This is a genomic window from Thiocystis minor (assembly GCF_016653465.1).
GTDB lineage: Bacteria > Pseudomonadota > Gammaproteobacteria > Chromatiales > Chromatiaceae > Chromatium > Chromatium minus.
In genome coordinates, this window is sequence record NZ_NHSQ01000051.1 from 43,479 (window position 1) to 64,264 (window position 20,786).

The following is a 20,786-nucleotide window of genomic DNA, read 5'->3' on the forward strand; positions in this document are numbered from 1 at the left end:
CGCGGTTTAAGGTATTAAAAAATATATAATTTTAAACCGCGTCTCTAGTGAGGCTGGTGAAATCCCCAGAGCCAAACACAAACTGGAAATTACGAATATCGCGCTGGACGCGGTTCAACTGCGCTTTTCAGGGTCATGACCCATGCAACAGCTTCGGGATATCCACGACATCCAATCGGTCCCCTGGTGGCCGCTCGCGCCCGGCTGGTGGCTGCTGGCACTTGCTATCCTGCTGCTCGCCTTCGCCCTCTGGCGCTGGCGCGCCGTCCTCAGTCTGCGCATTCCGATCCCAGGGCTCACGCTCGGAAGCTGGCGCTGGGATGCCGCGGGCGCGCTGCGCGATCTGCGACGGCGCGCGCGCGCCGGGCAGTCGTCCAAGACGACCGCCAGCGAGCTGTCCGAATTGCTGCGCCGCATCGCCATGGCGCGGCTCGGACGCCCCGCCTGCGCTGGCTTGACCGGAAACGACTGGCTCGACTGGCTGGAGAGGAACGATCCCAGGGGCTTTCGGTGGCGCGAGCGCGGGCGGATTCTGCTGAACGCGCCCTATGCGCCAGCCGGCCAGGTCAGCGACGCTCATCTGCTGGATTTGATCGAGGCGGTCGAGGGCTGGGTGACGACCCGCGAGCCCACGACCATTCCCTTCCGCTGGTTCCGTGCGAGGGCGTCATCCGGTGTTTGAATTCCACTGGCCCTGGGCCGCACTCCTGCTTCCGCTGCCACTGCTCCTGCCGTTTCTGTGGCCCGAACCGGGGGGCCAGAGCGAGGAGACCCTGCAAGGTCAGCGTCAAACCCTGCTGCACCCGCATCTGGACGATCTGAAAGCGGCCTTCAGTCTCCGCAAGCCGCGCCTGCAACTCGGCGGCTGGCTCTATTGGGCGCTGCTGTTCCTGCTCTGGATCAGTCTGATCCTCGCCCTGATGCGCCCGCAGTGGCTGACGCCCTACACCGAGGTCAGCACGCCGGGCTATGACCTCATGATTGCCGTGGACGCCTCACATTCCATGGAGGCGCTCGATTTCACCGTCGAGGGCCGCCAGGTCAACCGCATGTCGGTGGTCAAGGGCGTGATGGGCCGCTTCATCGACACCCGCGCGGGCGATCGCGTCGGACTCGTCCTGTTCGGCAGTCAGGCGTTCGTCCTCGCGCCCCTGAGTCTCGACCGGCATGCCGTGCGTCTGCTGCTCGACGGCGTGATTCCCGGCATCGCCGGTCCGGCCACCGCGCTGGGCGACGCCATCGCGCTCGGTGTTAAGAAGCTGCGCGACCGCCCCGAGGGCTCCCGAGTGATGATCGTCATCGCCGACGGCGACAACAATGCCGGCGGTTTTGCCCCGAAGGAAGCGGCCCAGCTTGCCCGTCTCGCGGGGGTGCGGATCTATGTCATCGGGGTCGGCAGCCAGCAGACCAGCATCCCCATCCTGGAGGATGGCGCGGTGCGGTTTCGCGACGATCTCACCATGGACGAGGCCACGCTCCAGCAGATCGCCGACCTGACCGGCGGCGGCTATTTCCGCGCCACCAACACCCGCGCGCTGGAGGAGATTTCCGAGCGTATCGGTCAGTTGGAAAAGACCGAGGCCGAGGCACGCACCGCCTATCTGCCCCGGCCGCTCTATCGCTGGCCGCTGGGGGTGGCCCTGCTGGCCCTGCTGTGGCTGGGGCTCTTCCCGGAAGGACGCAAACGCTTCGTGCGCAGGCTCGCCAGTGACTAACCCCATCGTCGATCAAGTCTTCCACTTCGAGCAGCCGCTCTGGTTTCTGGGTCTGCTCGTCATCCTCCCGGTGGCGCTCTGGCTGATGCGCAGCGCCGCCCGCGCCGCGCGCGGTCCCATCCACCGGTACGCGGATCCGCATCTGCTCCCGCACCTCAGCGGGACCCGCGATCTCAGGACCACCGAGCGCTGGGGGCGTTTTCTGCGCTGGGCGCTGCTCTGGACGCTGCTGCTCACGGCGATGGCCGGCCCGCGCTGGGATTCGACCGATGTGCGACTCTTCCATCCCGGCAACAATCTGCTGGTTCTGCTGGACATTTCGCGCTCCATGCTGGCCCAGGACGTGAGCCCGAGCCGACTCGGACGCGCCCGCCAGGAGTTGCAGGATCTGATCGCCAGAGACCAACAGGTGCGACTCGGGCTGATCGTCTTCGCCTCGACGCCGCATGTGCTCTCGCCCATCACCGAGGACATCGGCAGCCTGCTCAATACCCTGCCCGCGCTGTCGGCGGATCTCGCCAGCCCTAACCTGCAAGGCAGCAGCCTGACGCGCACGCTGGACCGTGCCGAAAGCCTGCTCGCCGGTCTGCCCGAGGACAGCGCGCGGGCCATTCTGCTGATCTCGGACGGCGATTTCGACGAGCCCGGCCTGACGGAGCGGATCGCTCGACTGGCCGAACAGGGCATCCGGCTGCATGCGCTCGGGATGGGGACAACGGACGGCGCGAGCGTGCCGGCGCCGCTGGGCGGGTTCATCGTCGATCCCGCCGATCCCGGACGTCAGCCGGTACGCTCGCGTCTGAACGAAGCGCAGCTTGAAGCCCTGGCCCAGGTCGGCGGCGGGCTCTATCGTCGCGCCGATTATCGCGACGCGGACACCGACGCCATTCTGAAGGCCGCCGCCGTCAGCCGTCTGCCCCCGGAGGCCAGCGATACGCGCACCCGAATCTGGAACGAGCGGTATTGGCTGCCGGTGCTTGTGCTGGCCGGGCTGCTGCTGCCTCGGTTTCGTCGGCTGCCGCGTTGGCAAGGCGCGCGCCGCCAGACTCGCGGAGATTTCTCTTCATGAGCAAATACCAGAACGTAGGATGGGCAAAGCGCAGCGTGCCCATCTTTTTCCTCGGCGTGGTTAGGATGGGCATGCTGCGCTTTGCCCATCCTACGCTGGCCATTTTTTGCGGCCTGATCCTGCTTCCCGCCGCTCCGGTGAGCGCCGATTGGTTCAAGAACAAGGAGCAGGCGGCCTATGAGACCTATCGCGCCGGCGACTATGAAACCGCCGCCAAGTCCTTCGAGGATCCGTACCGTCAGGGCGTCGCGCTCTATCGGGCCGGGCAGTATCAGGAAGCCACGCAAGCCTTCGGCGAGGCCGCGAGCGGCAGTCAGGCCGAGTCCGCCCGCTACAATCAGGGGAACGCCCGCTTTCAGCTTGGCGATTACGCCAGCGCGGCTCAAGCCTATGAAGACGTCCTGAGCGCCAATCCCGCCCATGAGGATGCGGCCCAGAATCTGGCGCTGACCCGCGCCCGGCTGGCACGACTGGAGCAGGAACAATTCCGCGATCAGTCCGAACAGAAAAAGGACACGGAAAAGGAAAAGAAACAGGAAAAGAGCAAAGACAAGCAGGAAGCATCCAGCAAACAGCAGCCATCGGACGAGCAGCAAAAGTCCAGCGAACAACAGTCGGAGCAGCAGGAATCCAGCGAGCAGCAAGCGTCGGATCAACAGCAACAGTCCAGCGAACAGCAGCAATCCGGTCAACAACAGGAGAGCGAACAACAGGAGTCCGGCGAAGGCGACTCCCAGGAATCGTCTTCCGAAGGGTCCGAATCCAAGGATCAGGCCGGCGGCAAGGATTCGTCACAGACCGGCAAGGGCGACGATTCAAGCGAGCAGGATGAGCAGACGGGCAAGAGCCAATCGGAGAAAGCATCCGAAGGCACGGGTGCCGAGCAGGACAGCGCCCAGGGTACCAAGCAAGGCCAGGACGAGAACGCTGGTCAAGAGGCAAAAGATCGCCAAGAATCCGGTTCGGGCGGCAAAGCCGGCGAACAAACCGATTCGGGCAAAGGCGATGACGAGCCGTCGTCCGAGGATCAACAGGGGACGCGAACATCGCGCGACCGGAAACCATCCGAAGAGAGCGGATCGTCACAGGAGACGCGCGAGCAGGGTGAAGATGGCGAGAAATCACGCCCGGAGACCGAAAGTGGCAAATCCCGCGAGACGTCTTCCGAGCCGCCCGATCAGTCGACATCCGGCAACGAGGGCGAAGAGTCCGGCGAGCGTGAGTCGAAAGAACAAGACACGGACACCTTGGCCGGCGGCGGGGAACACACACGCGACCAACCGACCGGCGGCGATCGGGACGATGCCGACAAGGGGGCTGGCGACCGTCAGGATCGCGACCGCTCGGACGCGGGCACCGGTGGAGACCGACAGGAGAGCGACGCCAGGGATGCCGATCAAAACCGGAAGACCGAACCCCCACCCGAGCAAAGCGGTCGCGCGAACGGGCGCGGCCGGGCGGAGGTTCCGCCTCCCGACGCGGCGCTGAAGGACCGTCAGGCCGAGGCGGTCGAAGACTTCGACCAGCTCGGTCGTCAGCCCGGCGTGGACCGGGAGTCCGAGACCAAGGAAGGCCGGATACTTTCGCTGGACGGTCCGACCGCGATGGGCGGGGCGGGCATGGCCGTGATGGAACAGCGGCTGCAACAGGTCGAAGGCGATCCGACCCTGCTCATCCGCAATCAATTCCGGCTCGAAGAGATGCGCCAGATGCAGGATCTGACCGGCCCCTGGCGGGAGAATCGACCATGGTGATCTGGAAAACCGCCCGCTTGGCGACCGCCTTACTCTGGCTCTGCATCGGTGGCGTCGAGGCTCAACCCTATTATGGTCAGCCCCAAGCGCAATACGGCCAGCCTCCGCCGCAGGCGACCCAATGGGGATTCCGGCCCATTCCCCCCACGAATGCCCAAGGCGTTCCGCCGAGCGACCAGTTCGCGCCCAATCCGGGCCAGAGGCCCTACTCGATGCCCGGCTACCAACCCTCTTGGCCGCCAGGCTATCCGCAGGGTTTCATGCCAGCCGCGCAAACCGCGCCGCCGCGACTCGAATGGTCGCTCGACGAGAACCAACCCTATCTGCAACAGCCCGTCATTCTGCGGCTGGACCTGATCAGTCGCGGCAACCTCAGCACGGCAAACCTGGAGTTGCCCGCCAGCAACGATGTTCTGATCAAGCAAGTGGGCGAACCCACCACCAGTGCCCGCACCACGGGCGGGCAGCGAGAGATCGTCAACGCCTTCGTGCTCAGCGTCATCCCCTTGCGCTCGGGAAACCTGGATTTGCCGCCGCTCAAAATCACCGGCACCCAAGCCGGCGGCGGCATGGCACAGCGCTTCGAGTCCGTCACCGCGCGCCCCATCGCTCTGCGCGTGCGCCCTCCACTGAGTTCGGTGCAACCCTGGCTGCCGTTGAGGTCTTTGACCCTGAAATCCAGCATCGACCGCGAAGGGACGCTGGAGCCGGGCCAGCCCGTCACCCTGATGCTGGAAATCGCCGCGATTGGCGCCACCGAGGCCCAGCTACCAAGCCTCGAAGGACAATTGACCGGGCCGGATTTTCGCCTCTACCGCGAGCAAACGCTGACGGAGAGCGGCCTGTCGCCGGAGGGGCGCGACTTGTTCGCCAGGCGCACCGAGTATTACACCCTGGTGCCCCAAACCGGCGGCCGGCTCACCCTGCCCGAGATGAGTATCCCCTGGTGGAATGTCGATCGGGAGGTACGCGAAGTCGCCCGTCTGCCCATCAAAACGCTGAACGTGCGCGGCGGCGGACCGCTGGGGCTCTCGGCGTCCGCGCTGTCCGGACCGGGACTGGGCGTCTTCTGGCTACCCCTGGCCGGACTGCTGCTCCTGCTGACCGGCTATTGGGGCGGCGTCTATTATCGCGAACATCGAGGGCAACCCGGGCTCGCGTTGAAGATCGCCCTGGGCCGCCGATTGCGCACCGCCCTGTCGAGCGCCTTGAGACAATTTCGACGCGCGCTGACCCGACTGAATCCCCAACCCATCCTAGCCAGGGCGCGTGTGAGCTGGTCGCGCCGGCTTCCGGCGAGCCGTCATTTCCGTACTTGTCTGCACCGCGCGAATCGGGCCACGAGCCCTGGCGAATGGCGCGAACGCTTCGAGCGGGAGGCGCGGGCGCGACTCTGTGACCAGGGCGATCTCACGCCATCCGCCTTGACGCAAGGCATCCTCGCGCTACGCCCCGGTGCGGATCGCGAGACCCTCGCGCGCCTGATCGCGGAGTTGGACGCCGCGCTCTATGGCCGACGGACGCTCGACTTCCCCCGCTGGAAGCGCGAGTTCATGCATCAGATCGGACGCGGGATTGGATTTCGGAAACGACCGCGAGAAAGCAGCAAGGTCCGCTGGGTGGGCCTACCGGAGTTGAATCCGAGCTGAACATGATGAACGCACCAGCCCGCCCGCTCCGCGCGCGCATCCATCTCGATGCGCTGATCCATAACTATCGTCATGCCAAGCGTTTGGCGCCAGCCGCGCGCGCGCTCGCCGTGGTCAAGGCCAACGGCTACGGTCATGGGGCGGTTGCCGTGGCACGCGCGCTGGCGGACGAGGCCGACGGTTTCGCGGTGGCCTGTGTCGACGAGGCGATGGAGTTGCGCGAATCGGGCATTCGCCATCCGATCCTGTTACTGGAGGGCGTCTTCGCGCCGCACGAAATCGCGCTGGTCGACCGCGCCGGACTGACCACAGTGATCCATAACCGCGAACAACTGGATTGGATTCTGGCCGCGCGTCCGGCGCGCCGCCTGGATTGCTGGATCAAGCTGGACTCGGGCATGCACCGGGTCGGACTGGCGCCGGACGATTTCGCGGCCGCCCATGCCGCGCTGACCGCCGCGCCCCAGATCGGCGAGCTGGTCGCGATGAGCCATTTCGCGCGGGCCGACGAGCCGGAGCATCCCTATACCGAGCGACAGATCGCGATCTTCGGTCAGGCGCTTGGCGGGCTCCGGATCCCCCGCAGTCTCGCCAACTCGGCCGCCATCCTGGCCTGGCCCCAATCGCATGGCGAATGGACGCGACCCGGCATCATGATCTATGGCGTCTCGCCGCTGCCGGGCGCGCATCCACAAGCAACGGCGCTACGCCCCACGATGACGCTGGAGTCCGCGCTGATCTCGATCCGGGATCTGGCGCCGGGCGAACCGGTTGGCTATGGCGGGCGTTTCGTCTGCGAGCGGCCGACCCGCGTTGGCGTAGCCGCCGTCGGCTATGCGGACGGCTACCCGCGGCATGCGCGCGACGGCACCCCAGTCGCCGTCAATGGACAACGTACCCGGATTATCGGCCGCGTCTCGATGGATATGATCACGCTCGACCTGACCGGGATAGCGGATGCCCACATCGGCGCTCCGGTGGAACTCTGGGGCGCGACCATCCCGGCCAATGAGGTCGCCCAGGCCAGCGACACCATCGCCTATCAGCTCTTTACCGGAATCGGGCGTCGGGTGCCTTTAATTCATGAGGGCGTTTGACCGCCACGACAAAACCCGCCCTTCAGGGCGGGGATCTTCAAGCGGGCCGGTTCTGATTCAATGAAAGTGATGAACATACCGCAGGTTCATCCGCGATCCCTCCGGACGATTCTCCGCGCCGGTCTCCCAATAGGCATTGAGAAACACATGGTCGTGTTGCGAGAAGTGGTAGACGAGTCCAGGGCCAATCCCGAACACCTGCTCCTTGCTATCGGCAACGTCATGACCGTCGAGTTTGCTGTCGGTGAACTGCTTGAGATAGTAGCCGTTGATTCCAACCCGCAGCCGATTCGGCAGCACCTCGTATTCGCTCGCGAAGTTGAGATGGACGGCCTGTCCAGCCTGCGCATCGTCGGCGCCCAGCGGTCGGTAGGGATCCTCGTTCTCGGCATTCCACAGATAATGCAGACGCCAGGAGAGCGTCCATTTCGGCATCAGGAAGGCGGTCGCGGCCCAGTAGGGATTGAACGAAAAAAAGTTGCTGCCCGGATTCAGCGCATGGTCCTCGTCATAAGCGCCGGTCGGCAGGAGCATCTGCAACTCGACCCGCTGCACGAACCTCGGTCCGTTTGGCCCCATGATGGGATCCCACTGGAGAAAAGGACCGATCAGCAGATCGCCGAGATTGGCGCTGTTGGCGGAGAGCGCAAAATTGTCTTCGGGCTCCAGATCGAAGGCGGCATAGGGCAGCATCAGGTTCATCCCCCATTTGCCGCCGAACGCCAGCGCCTGATCGGACTGGAACGTCAGTTGAGTGATGCCGATGTTGACATCCACCTCGGCCTTTTCCAGACCACGCAGGGTCGGCAGACGCAGATCGTCGCCGTCGGAGTCCTTGAGTCGGCCGCTCCGGTAGAACTGAACATATTGCTGGACATACCAGCCTGGACCCGCAGGCGGTGCGCCGTCCAGAAAGCTAGTGAAACCAATGTTGACGGCCGGTAGATCATACGCGGACACCAGCGGCGCCACGACCAGTCCACATGTCACCGCCAACGCCTTCAAGCCGGAATATTGCATCGTCGCGCCCTACTCTTCTCTGGAGATGAAAACGGGCGGAACATTACCATAAGGTTAATCCGGAAACCCAAGCCGGGAAGACTGTCGCTTGATCAGGGTCAGGGTATCCACCGAACCGGCATATTTCCTAGCGCCAGTCGCCCGCATCCACTGCCACGTTCTCGCCGGGGATAATCACGCCGGTTGAATTCAAGCCAGTTTCATGCCAGCAATCGCAAGGTAACAGGGTGGGAGCGAGGAACCTGCCAGCATGATAGAATTGACTGTTTTTGAGATTAAGCATAACGCGATCCATGCTTTAGGATCGCGCAGTTAGATCACAGCCGGTTTATCACGCCCATGCCAGATTTCGCCAGAGAAGTCATACCCATCAATCTTGAGGACGAGATGCGCAAGTCCTACCTCGATTACGCCATGAGCGTGATCGTGGGGCGGGCCCTGCCGGATGTCCGCGACGGTCTCAAGCCCGTGCATCGACGGGTTCTGTTCTCCATGAGCGAGCAGGGCAACGTCTGGAACCGCGCCTATCGCAAGTCCGCCCGCGTGGTCGGCGATGTCATGGGTAAGTATCACCCGCATGGCGACTCGGCCATCTACGACACCATGGTCCGCATGGCCCAACGTTTCTCGCTGCGCTATCTCTTGGTCGATGGCCAAGGTAACTTCGGGTGTTTTACCGGCGATACCGCCATCAAACTTGCCGACGGCACCGAAAAAACCTTCGCGGAACTGGCAAAGCTGCCACCGGACGAGATTTTCCATGTCTATGCGGTCGACAAGACCGGCAAGATCGTCATCGCCGAGGGTCGTTATTCGCGCGTGACCCGTCCCGAGACCGCGCTCATGGAGCTGACGCTCGATCATGGTGTCGCCATCCGCTGCACACCCGACCATCGGTTCATGCTGCGTGACGGAACCTATAAGGCAGCCCAGGTGCTGACGCCCGACGACAGCCTGATGCCGGGGGTTTTCGACACGGCGCCAGTCAAGCAGGGCATGAATGACTACCGCGTCGTCGCGATGCGCATGCTCGATGACACGGCGGACACCTACGACATCACGGTCGACGAGCACCACAATTTCCTGTTAGCCGCTGGCGTGTTCGTCCATAACTCCGTCGATGGCGATCCGCCGGCGGCTATGCGTTACACGGAAGTGCGCATGATGCGCCTCGCCGATGCTTTGCTGGACGATCTGGACAAGGAAACCGTCGATTTCATTCCAAACTACGACAACACCGAGCACGAACCGACGGTGTTGCCCGCGCGCTTTCCGAATCTGCTGGTCAACGGATCGTCCGGGATCGCGGTCGGCATGGCGACCAATATCCCGCCGCATAACCTGCGCGAGGTCATCGATGCCTGCCTGGCGATCATCGAGAACCCGCTGATCGCCATCGAGGAACTCATGGAGATCGTGCCGGGGCCGGATTTCCCGACGGCGGCGCTCATCAATGGGGTACGCGGTATCCGCGAAGCCTATCGCACCGGGCGCGGGCGCTGCGTGATGCGCGCGCGCACCATCACCGAGGTGCAGAAGCGCAGCGGACGCGAGGCGATCGTCGTCACCGAGATTCCCTATCAGGTCAACAAGGCACGCCTGCTGGAGCGCATCGCCGAGTTGGTCAAGGAAAAGAAGATCGACGGTATCGCGCAGGACGGCATGCGCGACGAGTCCGATAAGGACGGCATGCGGATCGTCATCGAGCTGAAACGCGACGCACACGCCGAGGTGTTGCTGAACAATCTGTATCAGCACACCCAGATGCAGCAGGTGTTCGGCATCAACATGGTCGCGCTGGTGGACGGCCAGCCGCTGACGCTCAATCTCAAGCAGATCCTCGAATATTTCCTGCGCCATCGCCGCGATGTGGTGACGCGCCGTACCCTGTTCGAACTGCGCAAGGCGCGCAATCGGGCACATGTCCTGGAAGGCTATGCGATCGCGTTGGCGAACATCGACGAGGTGATCGCCACCATCAAGGCGTCGGCGAGTCCGAGCGATGCGCGCGAGCGCCTGATGACGCGGGCTTGGGCGCCCGGCGCCGTCAGCGGCATGCTGGCGCGCGCGGGGGCCGACCAAACCCGTCCGGAGGATCTCGAACGCGAATTCGGTCTGACCGACTCGGGCTATCGGTTGAGCGAGCGTCAGGCCAAGGCGATCCTGGATCTGCAATTGCATCGGCTCACCGGCCTGGAGCAGGAGAAGATCCTCAAGGAATTCGAGGAGATTCTGGACCAGATCGCCGCGCTGCTGCTGATCCTGTCGGATCCGGATCGTCTGATGGAGGTGATTCGCGAGGAACTCGTCGCCATCCGCGACCAGTTCGGCGACGCCCGGCGCACCGAGATTCAGGTCGATCATACGGATCTGACCCTGGAGGACTTGATCAATCCCGAGGATGTGGTGGTGACGCTCTCGCATCAGGGCTATGTCAAGGCCCAACCGATCAGCGATTATCAGGCCCAGCGGCGCGGCGGCAAGGGCAAGAGCGCGACCTCGTTCCGGGAAGAGGATTTCATCGATCGCATCTTCGTCGCCAACTCGCTCGATACCGTGCTCTGTTTCTCCAGCCGCGGCCGGGTCTATTGGCTCAAGGTCTACGAACTGCCCCATTCCGGGCGGGGCGCGCGCGGGCGGCCCATGGTCAACCTGCTGCCGCTGGAGCCGGGCGAGCGCATCAATGCGCTGCTGCCGATCCGCGAGTATGAGGAAGGGTTGTTCGTGTTCATGGCGACCAGCGCCGGGACGGTGAAAAAGACCCCGCTCACGGACTTCTCGCGACCGCTGTCGCGCGGCATCATCGCCATCGATCTGCGCGAGGACGAGGTGCTGGTCGGGGTTGTCATCACCGACGGCAAGCGGGATCTGATGCTCTTTACGTCCGACGGCAAGGCGGTGCGCTTTTCCGAGGGACATGTCCGGGTCATGGGACGCACCGCGCACGGCGTGCGCGGTGTCCGCCTGCAGGACGGTCAGCGCGTCATCTCGCTGCTGGTGCCGGAGCCCGGAACCGTACTCAGCGTGACCGAAAACGGTTATGGCAAACGCACCCGGGTCGAGGATTTCCCGACCAAGGGGCGCGGCACTCAGGGCGTGATTGGCATCAGCACCTCCGAGCGCAACGGCGCCCAGGTCGGCGCGGTGCTGGTGCGCCCCGGCGACGAGATCATGCTGATCACCGAGGGCGGCACCCTGATCCGAACCACCGTCGATCAGATCCCGGTCGTCGGTCGGAGCGCGCAGGGCGTTAAACTCATCAACCTGGGCGAGGGCGAGCGTCTGGTCTATGTCGAGCGAATCGTGGCCCTGGAGAGCGATGGGGAGAACGGCGAGACCGAAGATCCGCTTCAGAATCGCGCACCTGAAGACGATCCCATTGAAAACGGCGAACCGGATCCGGAAGACGACAGCGATTCGGAAACCGACGCGGAAGATTAGTGCTTCGCTGCTCAAGTTCCGAGACCGGGGCATCCTCGTTGTCGTTGTCGTTGTCGTTGTCGTTGTCGTTGTCGTTGTCGTTGTCGTTGTCGCGGTCTCGACATGGCGAATATTCGATTACGATTACGACAACGACAACGACCTGAGACGGCCTTGGGACTTTCGCACAGGTGCATTAGGCGGTTTGCGCCAAAGGATTTAACTCCTGACTGATCGAGGGGATGTAGGGGCGAATTTATTCGCCGCGTTGGGCGCGTAACATCCGCACCTTGGAACAGCCTGGCGGGGCGATGATCGTCCCACACGAAAACAATTGATGGCGCGCCCCAGGTCATTTCAGGTAAAAAATTTGACTGATTTTCCGTTCGTCCTGACTCCTGAGCGGAGCCGAAGGGTCGAAAATAGCAATGAACAACTGCAATCCGCATGAGGAAGGTCAATATGGCTCGCGTCTTTAATTTCAGCGCCGGTCCGGCGATGCTGCCTGAGTCGGTGCTCTGCCAGGCCCGGGATGAAATGCTCGACTGGCAGGGCAGCGGCATGTGCGTGGCCGAGATGAGCCACCGCGGCAAGGAATACATGTCCATCGCCGCCCAGGCCGAGTCGGACCTGCGCGATCTGCTGAAGATTCCGGCCAACTATAAGGTGCTGTTCCTGCAGGGCGGCGCCTCCAGCCAGTTCTCGGCGGTCCCGATGAACCTGCTGCGCGGCGGCGGCGCGGCCGACTATCTGAACACCGGCTCCTGGTCCAAGAAGGCCATCTCGGAGGCGCGGCGTTACTGCACCGTGAACGTCGCGGCAAACACCGAGGACAGCAAATTCACCCGCGCGCCGTCCCAGGACGAACTGAAGCTGAGCGATAGCGCGGCCTACGTTCACTACACTCCGAACGAAACCATCGAGGGCGTCGAGTTCCCCTACGTGCCCGAGACTGCCGGCATTCCGCTGGTGGCCGATATGTCATCGACCCTGCTGTCGCGCCCGATCGATGTCTCGCGCTTCGGATTGATCTACGCGGGCGCGCAGAAGAACATCGGCCCGGCTGGATTGACCATCGTCATCGTCCGCGAGGATCTGCTCGGTCAACCGATCACGGGCACGCCGACCATGTTCGACTACAAGATCCACGCCGACAACGATTCGATGTACAACACCCCGGCCACCTATGCCTGGTATCTGGCCGGATTGGTGTTCAAATGGTTGAAAGATCTGGGCGGTCTCGAGGCGATGGCCGTGATCAACGCGCGCAAGGCTAAGCTGCTCTATGACACCATCGATGCGTCCGGTTTCTACGCCAACCCGGTCCAGCCGGATGCGCGTTCCTGGATGAACGTACCCTTCACGCTGGCCAATCCCGAGCTGGACGAAACCTTCCTCAAGGAGGCCAAGGCGGCAAATCTGACCACGCTCAAGGGGCATCGGTCAGTCGGCGGCATGCGCGCGAGCATCTACAATGCCATGCCCGAGGCGGGCGTCGAGGCGCTGGTGGCCTTCATGCGGGAGTTCGAGCGCAGACAAGGTTAAACGCAAGTTGTCAGGTGGCAGTTGTCAGTTGGCAACGACCTCTTCACTGACAACTGATCACTGACACCTGACACCTGACAACTAAAAACTGACACCTTTGATCTTATGTTCAAAATCCAAACGCTGAATAATATCTCCGTCGCCGGACTGGAGCGCCTGCCGCGCGACCGCTACGAGGTCGCCTCCGAGATCGCCCATCCGGACGCCATCCTGGTGCGCTCCGCCAAGATGCACGACATGGAGATCCCCGCCACGGTCAAGGCCATCGGACGCGCCGGCGCCGGCACCAACAATGTGCCGGTCCCGGCCATGACGGCACGCGGCGTGGCGGTTTTCAACGCCCCCGGCGCCAACGCCAACGCCGTCAAGGAACTGGTGATCGCGGGCATGCTGATCGCCGCCCGCAACATCGCGCAAGCGTGGCAGTTCGCGCGCGGGCTCGACGGCGACGACACCGCCATCAATCAGGCGGTCGAATCCGGCAAAAAACAATTCGGCGGCTTCGAGCTTCCCGGTCGCACTCTCGGCGTGGTCGGACTCGGCGCCATCGGCGTCAAGGTGGCCAACGCCGCGCGCGCCCTGGGGATGAAGGTCGTCGGCTACGATCCGACCATCACCGTCCACCGCGCCTGGCAGCTCGCCAGCGATGTCCAGCCGGCCCTGAGCATCGACGATCTGCTCTCGCGCTCGGACTTCGTGACCTTCCATGTGCCGCTCACCGACGAGACCCGGCACATGATCAACGCCGAGCGCATCCGCACCCTGCCCAAGGGCGCCGTGCTGCTGAACTTCTCCCGCGAGGGCATTCTCGACGATGCCGCCGTGGTTGCCGCGTTGGATCAAGGCCATCTCTACGCCTATTGCTGCGATTTTCCGAGTAACCTGCTGAAAAACCATCCGCGCGTCGTGACCCTGCCGCATCTGGGCGCCTCCACCCGCGAGGCCGAGGACAATTGCGCCATCATGGTCGCCGATCAGATCCGCGAGTACCTGGAAAACGGCAACGTCACCAATGCGGTCAACTTCCCGGAGATCTGTCTGCCGCTCAATGGCGGTCCGCGGCTGGCCATCGTCAACAGCAATGTACCGAACATGGTCGGTCAGATTTCCACCGATCTCGCCACTGCCGGGCTCAATATCCTCGACATGCTCAACCGCTCGCGCGGCGACGTGGCGGTGACGCTCATCGATATCGACAAGCCTTGTCCCGATGACACGCTGGCCCAGCTTCAATCCATCGCGGGCGTGCTCTCGGTCCGCCGGCTCGGCGGCTGAACGGAGTTCCCGCGTCATGGCGACAGTCAGCAGCGACGGGCTCGATCAGGTACGCAGCCGGATCGATGCCATCGATCAGGAGTTATTGCGGCTGATCAGCGAACGCGCCCGCTGCGCCCAGCGGGTCGCGCATCTCAAAACCGAATCCAATGGCGACCAGGTCCAGTTCTATCGACCGGAGCGCGAGGTCGCGGTACTGCGCCGCATCAAGGACGCCAATCCGGGGCCGCTGGACAGCGAGGAGGTCGCCCGCCTGTTCCGCGAGATCATGTCCGCCTGCCTGGCGCTGGAGCGCCCGCTCAACACGGCCTTTCTGGGGCCGGCAGGCACCTTTACCCAAGCAGCGGCGATCAAGCACTTTGGCCATTCGGTCGTGACCCGCGCCATGGCGACCATCGACGAGATCTTTCGCGAGGTCGAATCCGGGGCCTGCGATTTCGGCGTGGTACCGGTGGAGAACTCGACCGAGGGCGTGGTCAGTCATACCCTGGATCTCTTCATGAGTTCGCCGCTGCGAATCACCGGCGAGGTGACGCTGCGGATTCATCATCATCTGATGAGTCATGAGTCCGATCCGAGCGCGATTCGCGTGCTTTACTCCCATCAGCAATCGCTGGCCCAGTGCCGCGGCTGGCTCGACCGCCACCTGCCCCACGCCGAGCGAATTGCCGTCGGAAGCAACGCCGACGCCGCGCGCACGGCGGCGACCGAGCCGGGGTCGGCGGCGGTTGCCGGTTTGCAGGCGGCCGAAATCTACGGCCTGACGGTGCTCGCCGAACGGATCGAGGACGACCCCGGCAACACCACCCGCTTTCTGGTTATCGGCAAAACGGATTCGCCGCCGAGCGGTCAGGACAAGACCAGTCTGCTGCTCTCCTGCCGCAATCAGGCGGGCGGTCTGCATGCCTTGCTGATGCCACTGGCAGCCCACGGGATCAGCATGACCCGGATCGAATCGCGCCCCTCGCGCCGGGGCATCTGGGATTATGTCTTTTTTATCGATATCCTCGGTCATCGCCAGGATCTGGCGGTCACCGCCGCCCTGGAGCATCTGGAGAAGGACGCGGCGCTGTTCAAGATCCTTGGATCCTATCCGGTGGCCGTGTTGTAATCCCGAGCCTTCACGGTGCCTTGCCGCTGACATTCGATGGGGGCTCTCTACATGAGATGGTCGCAGGTTCTCGCGGATCCGGTTCTGCATGTTCGATCAGCACCGCCAAAGGCGTCAAGGTGACGGATGTCGCGTGGGGGTCGCAGGATTTCTTCGCAAGGAATGGACTGGAAACGCCTTACCGGGAAGCCCCGGAGCTGTGTGTCGAGATCGTTTCTCCGTCCGACTCGACGCTGGAAATCGAGGAAAAGATCAATTTATATCTGTCCAAAGGGGCGCGGGAGGTTTGGGTTTGCGATGAGGATGGTCGTCTGCGGTTTTTCACTTGCCGCGACTCAATCGATCATTCCCGATTATTCCCCAACGTACCAGACGACATTCCATTTCAATAACCCTTTCGATGCCTTATGAGCCAAGCTGACAACCCCTTTCTGGCCTTTGCGGCCCCCTGGATCGCCGGACTCACGCCCTATGTGCCGGGCAAGCCGATCTCGGAACTGGAACGCGAACTCGGGATCCGCGACTCGGTGAAACTGGCCTCGAACGAAAACCCGCTTGGACCCGGACCCAAGGCGCGGGCCGCCATCGCGGCGATGCTGGACGAAATCGGCCGCTATCCCGATGGCGGCGGTTTCGATCTGCGCCGCGCGCTGGCCGACTTCCACAACGTCTCGCCGGCGTCCATCACGCTCGGCAACGGCTCCAACGACGTGCTGGATCTGGTGGCGCGCACCTTTCTGCAACCCGGCGTCGAGTCGCTCTTTTCCGAATTTGCCTTCGCTGTTTATCCGATCGCGACCCAGGCCGTCGGTGCCACCGCGCGGGTTGCCAAGGCACGCGATTATGGTCATGACCTTAACGCCATGGCCTCGCTGGTCACCGACCAGACCCGCGTCGTCTGGATCGCCAACCCCAACAATCCGACCGGAACCTGGCTGTCCGCACAGGCGCTCAAATCCTTTCTCGGCGCGCTGCCGAAAACCTGTGTGGTGGTGATCGACGAAGCCTACACCGAATATGTGTCCGAGCCGGATTTCCCGGACACCACCCATTGGATCGAAAGCTGTCCGAACCTGATCGTCACCCGTACCTTCGCTAAAGCACACGGTCTGGCCGCGCTGCGGGTCGGTTATGGCATCAGCGATCCGCGCGTGGCGGATTTGCTGAATCGGGTCCGTCAGCCCTTCAACGTCAACGCCATGGCCCAAACCGCCGCCGCCGCCGCCATCACCGACCGCGAGCATGTGCGCGCCTCGGTGGAACTGAACCGCGCCGGCATGCGACAGTTGATCGAGGCGTTCGTCCGGCTGGGGCTCGACTACATCCCCTCGGTCGGCAACTTCGTCACCCTCAACCTCGGACGCCCGGCCGGCCCGGTCAACGACGCCCTGCTGCATCGCGGCATCATCGTACGTCCCGTCGGCAACTACGGTCTGCCGAACCATCTGCGCATCAGCGTGGGGCTAGAGCGGGAAAACGCGCGCTTCATCGATGCCCTGGAAGACGTGCTCGCGGTATGATCGAGCGGCTCGCGATCATCGGGGTCGGGCTGATCGGCGGCTCGCTGGCCCGTGCCCTACGCGCCGCCGGCGCGGTGCGCGAGGTCGTCGGCTGCGGCCGCGCCCTGCCGAATCTGGAGAAGGCGCGCGCGCTCGGCGTCATCGACCGTTTCACCCAGGATCCCGCCGAGGCCGTGCGGAATGCCGACCTGATCTTTGTCGCCGTGCCGCTCGGAGCCATGCGCGGCGTCTTCGACGCGATTCGCGCGCATCTCCAGCCGGAGACCGTGATCACCGATGGGGGCAGCGTCAAAGGCAGCGTGGTTCTGGACGCCAGCGCGGCCTTCGGCGCACTGCCGCCACGTCTGGTACCGGGCCATCCCATCGCCGGGACCGAGCATAGCGGGGTCGAGGCATCCTTCGCCGAGTTGTATCGGAATCGTCGCGTCATTCTGACCCCCCTGCCCGACACGGATCACGATGCGCTCGCGCGCGTACAAACCATGTGGGAGACCTGCGGCGCCGAGGTGACGCTCATGTCGGTGGCGCACCATGACGAAGTGCTCGCCGCCACCAGCCATCTCCCCCACATGCTCGCTTTCGGGCTGGTCGACGCATTGGCGCGCATGCGCGAGAACGACGAGATTTTCCGCTATGCCGCCGGCGGCTTCCGCGACTTCACCCGCATCGCCTCCAGCAACCCGGTCATGTGGCGCGACATCTGCCTCGCAAACCGCGAGGCGTTAAGCGCCATGCTCGCGCGCTTCGGCGTGGAGATGACGGACCTCGCCGAGAGCATCCGCCGCGCCGACGGCGATCATCTGCTGGAGATCTTCGCGCGCGCCAAGGCCGCGCGCGACCGCTCGATCGAGCAGTCCGGCTAAACTGCGTCCCTCTTCCTCAAAACCGGCGGTTGCAACCCGCCGGGAGCGCAAGAGTCCCTCCCTCGCTCCGGGTGTAGTCGATCATGTACCGATCAACTTCCCGCCTAGGGTCTCGGCCAGTTGATCCAGATACCTGGGGCGGCATCCGGCGACCGCCATCAGGGTCGAGTAGTCAACCACCGGCGGCACCCTGGGCCGCGCGCTCGGCGGTCTGGATCGCCTTTTGGCTGCTACGGTGACATCTCCATCGACGATGCTGGTCACCAAGATTGCAGCAAATGCCAGGCCCTGCCAGAATCCTGACTGAATTCATCAGACCCGAGGTCTCTCATGCAGATCGAAGCCGATGTTTCGCGAGAGGGTGTGCTGACGGCAAGAGTCCCGGATCGGTATCGCGGTCAACAGGTGCGCATCAGTCTTGAGGATGGAGAAAGCCAATCGTCATCGCCGTGGCGAGCCGTATCCGCCATGCTCGATGAAATCGATGCAGCGGATATTCCACGCCGCAGTCATTGGGAAATCCTGGAAGCCGTGAATGCCTTTCGCGAGTCGATTAGACGTTCAGCCGCGCTGATCGACCAACTTGGCCTTATCCCCAGTGTCCCCAGGAGTCCAGCATGGCTTCAGCTCAGATCGACATTCCGCAGGATATTCTAGACTCTGCCCGCTTGTCGCCGGATCAGCTCAAGCAGGAGCTTGCCATCAGTCTCTACACTCAGCGGCGACTGTCGATCGGTAAGGCACGCGAGCTTGCCGGGATGTCCCTGTGGCGGTTTCGGCAGTTGCTGGCGTCGCGGGAGCTACCCGCTCACTATGACGAGTCGGATTTGTTCGTTGATCTGGATAGTGTCTCTACCTGGGACCGCTCGGCGTCATGAGACGAGTGGTCAGCAACACCTCGCCACTGACCAATCTCGCCGCGAGCGGCCAACTCGATTTGCTGCATGCGCTGTTCGGCCGTGTCGACATTGCCCATGCAGTCTGGGATGAGTTAAACGCCAACGGCCGATCCTGGCCCGGTCGCGACGAGGTGGCGCAGGCGTCCTGGATCGTTCGCCAGGCACCCAGCAACCGTGCGCTGATTCGCTCCTTGCAGCGGGATCTCGACCGGGGCGAATCCGCGAGCATCGCACTCGCGGTTGAACTGGGCGTGGATCTCATCTTGCTGGACGAGCAGGACGAGCGACGACTTGCACAACAACAGGGATTGACGCCCATGGGCGTGGTCGGGGTTCTGATGCTGGCGAAGAACGCGGATTGTTGCCGGCAATCCGTCCGTGCCTCGATGCGCTGAGAACCGATGCCTGCTTCTGGCTGGATGATTCGGTGTATCGGCTCGCGCTTCAGAAGGGGGGTGAATCGTCTTGAATCGGACGAAATCTACAAATCGTAGTGCGCCCCCAATTCCCCCTCGCCGTCACGTTAGCTTAAGGGCGACGTTTCGAGTATCTCGATTAATTCCAATGATCTCCACCAAGACTTTCTGACCTTCTTGCAGAAGGTCTGATGGAGTCAGTAAGCCCTGATTTCCCATCCTGCTTTTGTGCAGGAGACCTACAATGCCTCCAAGGTCAACGAATACGCCGTAATCGACGACGGTTGTGACGATTCCTTCGATCACCTGGCCTTTCGTCAACTGATCGAATCGTTGCTCGGCCAGAAGACGACGCGAAAGAACCATGTCTTTGTTCGGGTTAGTCGGAACATCGAGAATCTTGAATTCAAATCCCTGGTCAGGGTTCGTCGAGGCGATTCGCAATCGGTTTGCCTCGCTCACTGGAAGAAATGCCGCGACCCCTCCTAGATCGACCTTAAAACCGCCTTTGACCTGATTCGTTAGGCAACCTAAGACACATGCATCCGCATGATAGGCACTCTCCATCAGACCTCTGATAATAAGTGATATTTTCTCTGGAAGAGACGCAGAAGATGAATACCAATCGACTGATGTCCAATGCTCCAGCCATTGGCGAATCCGTGCTCCCTCGATCATTGAGTTGCGCGTCAAAAGTGCGTGTCGATATTTCCGCAAGGCGTTCAGTAAATGGGAAACAAGCCGGAATTTGATCGCTGGGCGCTGCTGTAAACCCGAGTGTTCAGTCAGCACTGTTTCCAAATCGGAAAAAATGGATTCGATGTCGATCTGCGCGGTACGGAACCACACGCTCAGAATATCCTCGTGACAGACGTCCGGCGTGACCACCAATATATGGCACACGCATTCGATGCTCCAGGCAGCGACGTCAGGGATGATTATCTCGGCAGCGAGCTCTGGCTGCTGCTGAAGCACCTGGACAATCAAGACCCCATGACGCTTGGGGTCGGGGAAGGGACCATCCGCCGCGAACAGAAGCGCCAAGTTGCGCGATGCATCCAGCGACTGGAGTGAGTTTCGGCAATCTGGCCTGGCCCCTTCCGGGAGAGCCAATAGCGCTTCCCAGTATTCCTTCGCGTCGACTGGTTCTCCGATAGCGCTGAACCGTTGTGCTGCAAGGTGAAGCCAGCGCGCCGTTGGCCAGGTGACGAATGTTTCAAAGCGGCACAGCAGCGAACGGAGTCGATCATCCTTGGTACTGATCCTCTCAAGCTGACCTAGCCCGGATATTTCATAGACCTGTGGGCAGGTCCAGAAACCGACGATCTTGGTGGGGTTCAAAGGCGATTCAGTCGCCAGGAGGGGGGCCGACGCGGGCGAAGCGGGCGGATTGAACCCTTGACGGTCGGAACAGGGCGGCCTGGGCGCCCTGG

18 protein-coding genes are annotated in these 20,786 nt (G+C 62.8%); 16 read left to right on the plus strand and 2 right to left on the minus strand.

The window, feature by feature from the left end; all coding sequences use genetic code 11:
• The first annotated feature begins 142 nt into the window (after positions 1 to 142).
• The 6 genes from CCR95_RS05485 to alr are packed head-to-tail and all read left to right on the plus strand — an operon-like array spanning position 143 to position 7,284.
• Positions 143 to 682: a DUF4381 domain-containing protein gene (locus CCR95_RS05485; protein WP_201092611.1), complete on the plus strand. Its 540-nt coding sequence runs from the start codon at positions 143 to 145 to the stop codon at positions 680 to 682.
• Entirely contained in the window at positions 675 to 1,715 is a 1,041-nt protein-coding gene (locus CCR95_RS05490; protein WP_201092613.1) for a VWA domain-containing protein, read from the plus strand. The genes CCR95_RS05485 and CCR95_RS05490 overlap by 8 nt, the downstream gene beginning before the upstream one ends.
• Positions 1,708 to 2,784 (plus strand): VWA domain-containing protein, encoded by a 1,077-nt coding sequence (locus CCR95_RS05495; RefSeq protein ID WP_420825645.1) that lies wholly within the window; start codon positions 1,708 to 1,710, stop codon positions 2,782 to 2,784. Before CCR95_RS05490 ends, CCR95_RS05495 begins: the two co-directional genes overlap by 8 nt.
• Positions 2,781 to 4,538: a tetratricopeptide repeat protein gene (locus CCR95_RS05500; RefSeq protein WP_201092614.1), complete on the plus strand. Its 1,758-nt coding sequence runs from the start codon at positions 2,781 to 2,783 to the stop codon at positions 4,536 to 4,538. Before CCR95_RS05495 ends, CCR95_RS05500 begins: the two co-directional genes overlap by 4 nt.
• On the plus strand, positions 4,532 to 6,187 hold the full coding sequence (locus CCR95_RS05505) for a BatD family protein (RefSeq protein WP_201092615.1): 1,656 nt from the start codon (positions 4,532 to 4,534) through the stop codon (positions 6,185 to 6,187). Before CCR95_RS05500 ends, CCR95_RS05505 begins: the two co-directional genes overlap by 7 nt.
• Positions 6,188 to 6,192: 5 nt before the next feature.
• Positions 6,193 to 7,284 carry an alanine racemase gene (gene alr, locus CCR95_RS05510; RefSeq protein ID WP_201092640.1) on the plus strand — a complete coding sequence of 364 codons (1,092 nt, stop codon included), beginning with the start codon at positions 6,193 to 6,195 and terminating at the stop codon, positions 7,282 to 7,284.
• A gap of 57 nt (positions 7,285 to 7,341) precedes the next feature.
• Here alr and CCR95_RS05515 read toward each other — a convergent pair whose 3' ends face one another.
• Positions 7,342 to 8,304 carry a SphA family protein gene (locus tag CCR95_RS05515; protein WP_201092617.1) on the minus strand — a complete coding sequence of 321 codons (963 nt, stop codon included), beginning with the start codon at positions 8,302 to 8,304 and terminating at the stop codon, positions 7,342 to 7,344.
• Between the two features lie 339 nt (positions 8,305 to 8,643).
• Here CCR95_RS05515 and gyrA point away from each other — a divergent pair, with 339 nt between their 5' ends.
• The 10 genes from gyrA (at position 8,644) to CCR95_RS05565 (ending at position 19,332) form a co-directional block, all read left to right on the plus strand.
• Positions 8,644 to 11,745 (plus strand): DNA gyrase subunit A, encoded by a 3,102-nt coding sequence (gene gyrA, locus CCR95_RS05520; RefSeq protein ID WP_201092619.1) that lies wholly within the window; start codon positions 8,644 to 8,646, stop codon positions 11,743 to 11,745.
• Between the two features lie 441 nt (positions 11,746 to 12,186).
• Positions 12,187 to 13,269 carry a 3-phosphoserine/phosphohydroxythreonine transaminase gene (serC, locus tag CCR95_RS05525; protein ID WP_201092621.1) on the plus strand — a complete coding sequence of 361 codons (1,083 nt, stop codon included), beginning with the start codon at positions 12,187 to 12,189 and terminating at the stop codon, positions 13,267 to 13,269.
• Positions 13,270 to 13,374: 105 nt separating this feature from the next.
• Positions 13,375 to 14,544, plus strand: a complete 1,170-nt coding sequence (locus CCR95_RS05530) for a phosphoglycerate dehydrogenase (protein WP_201092623.1) — start codon at positions 13,375 to 13,377, stop codon at positions 14,542 to 14,544.
• A gap of 16 nt (positions 14,545 to 14,560) precedes the next feature.
• Positions 14,561 to 15,655, plus strand: coding sequence for a prephenate dehydratase (gene pheA, locus CCR95_RS05535; protein ID WP_201092625.1), 1,095 nt, complete (start codon positions 14,561 to 14,563; stop codon positions 15,653 to 15,655).
• Between the two features lie 20 nt (positions 15,656 to 15,675).
• On the plus strand, positions 15,676 to 16,047 hold the full coding sequence (locus CCR95_RS05540; protein WP_242523073.1) for a Uma2 family endonuclease: 372 nt from the start codon (positions 15,676 to 15,678) through the stop codon (positions 16,045 to 16,047).
• Between the two features lie 15 nt (positions 16,048 to 16,062).
• Entirely contained in the window at positions 16,063 to 17,175 is a 1,113-nt protein-coding gene (gene hisC / locus CCR95_RS05545; protein WP_201092626.1) for a histidinol-phosphate transaminase, read from the plus strand.
• Positions 17,172 to 18,038, plus strand: coding sequence for a prephenate dehydrogenase (locus CCR95_RS05550; protein WP_201092628.1), 867 nt, complete (start codon positions 17,172 to 17,174; stop codon positions 18,036 to 18,038). Before hisC ends, CCR95_RS05550 begins: the two co-directional genes overlap by 4 nt.
• 330 nt (positions 18,039 to 18,368) lie before the next feature.
• Positions 18,369 to 18,695 carry a hypothetical protein gene (locus tag CCR95_RS05555; RefSeq protein ID WP_201092630.1) on the plus strand — a complete coding sequence of 109 codons (327 nt, stop codon included), beginning with the start codon at positions 18,369 to 18,371 and terminating at the stop codon, positions 18,693 to 18,695.
• Complete coding sequence (locus tag CCR95_RS05560) at positions 18,656 to 18,916, plus strand: UPF0175 family protein (RefSeq protein ID WP_201092633.1); 261 nt, start codon at positions 18,656 to 18,658, stop codon at positions 18,914 to 18,916. The genes CCR95_RS05555 and CCR95_RS05560 overlap by 40 nt, the downstream gene beginning before the upstream one ends.
• Positions 18,913 to 19,332, plus strand: a complete 420-nt coding sequence (locus CCR95_RS05565) for a PIN domain-containing protein (RefSeq protein WP_201092635.1) — start codon at positions 18,913 to 18,915, stop codon at positions 19,330 to 19,332. The genes CCR95_RS05560 and CCR95_RS05565 overlap by 4 nt, the downstream gene beginning before the upstream one ends.
• Before the next feature lie 123 nt (positions 19,333 to 19,455).
• Here CCR95_RS05565 and CCR95_RS05575 read toward each other — a convergent pair.
• The coding region (locus CCR95_RS05575; protein ID WP_207188519.1) for a S1 RNA-binding domain-containing protein at positions 19,456 to 20,786 on the minus strand (1,331 nt) is incomplete at its 5' end.

Bases quoted from the DNA above. Each gene is read 5' to 3' on its own strand.
- CCR95_RS05485 (WP_201092611.1), top strand. From the start codon at position 143: ATGCAACAGCTTCGGGATATCCACGACATCCAATCGGTCCCCTGGTGG.
- CCR95_RS05500 (WP_201092614.1), top strand. From the start codon at position 2,781: ATGAGCAAATACCAGAACGTAGGATGGGCAAAGCGCAGCGTGCCCATC.
- CCR95_RS05505 (WP_201092615.1), top strand. From the start codon at position 4,532: ATGGTGATCTGGAAAACCGCCCGCTTGGCGACCGCCTTACTCTGGCTC.
- alr (WP_201092640.1), top strand. From the start codon at position 6,193: ATGAACGCACCAGCCCGCCCGCTCCGCGCGCGCATCCATCTCGATGCG.
- CCR95_RS05515 (WP_201092617.1), bottom strand. From the start codon at position 8,304: ATGCAATATTCCGGCTTGAAGGCGTTGGCGGTGACATGTGGACTGGTC.
- gyrA (WP_201092619.1), top strand. From the start codon at position 8,644: ATGCCAGATTTCGCCAGAGAAGTCATACCCATCAATCTTGAGGACGAG.
- serC (WP_201092621.1), top strand. From the start codon at position 12,187: ATGGCTCGCGTCTTTAATTTCAGCGCCGGTCCGGCGATGCTGCCTGAG.
- CCR95_RS05530 (WP_201092623.1), top strand. From the start codon at position 13,375: ATGTTCAAAATCCAAACGCTGAATAATATCTCCGTCGCCGGACTGGAG.
- pheA (WP_201092625.1), top strand. From the start codon at position 14,561: ATGGCGACAGTCAGCAGCGACGGGCTCGATCAGGTACGCAGCCGGATC.
- hisC (WP_201092626.1), top strand. From the start codon at position 16,063: ATGAGCCAAGCTGACAACCCCTTTCTGGCCTTTGCGGCCCCCTGGATC.
- CCR95_RS05550 (WP_201092628.1), top strand. From the start codon at position 17,172: ATGATCGAGCGGCTCGCGATCATCGGGGTCGGGCTGATCGGCGGCTCG.
- CCR95_RS05555 (WP_201092630.1), top strand. From the start codon at position 18,369: ATGCAGATCGAAGCCGATGTTTCGCGAGAGGGTGTGCTGACGGCAAGA.
- CCR95_RS05560 (WP_201092633.1), top strand. From the start codon at position 18,656: ATGGCTTCAGCTCAGATCGACATTCCGCAGGATATTCTAGACTCTGCC.
- CCR95_RS05565 (WP_201092635.1), top strand. From the start codon at position 18,913: ATGAGACGAGTGGTCAGCAACACCTCGCCACTGACCAATCTCGCCGCG.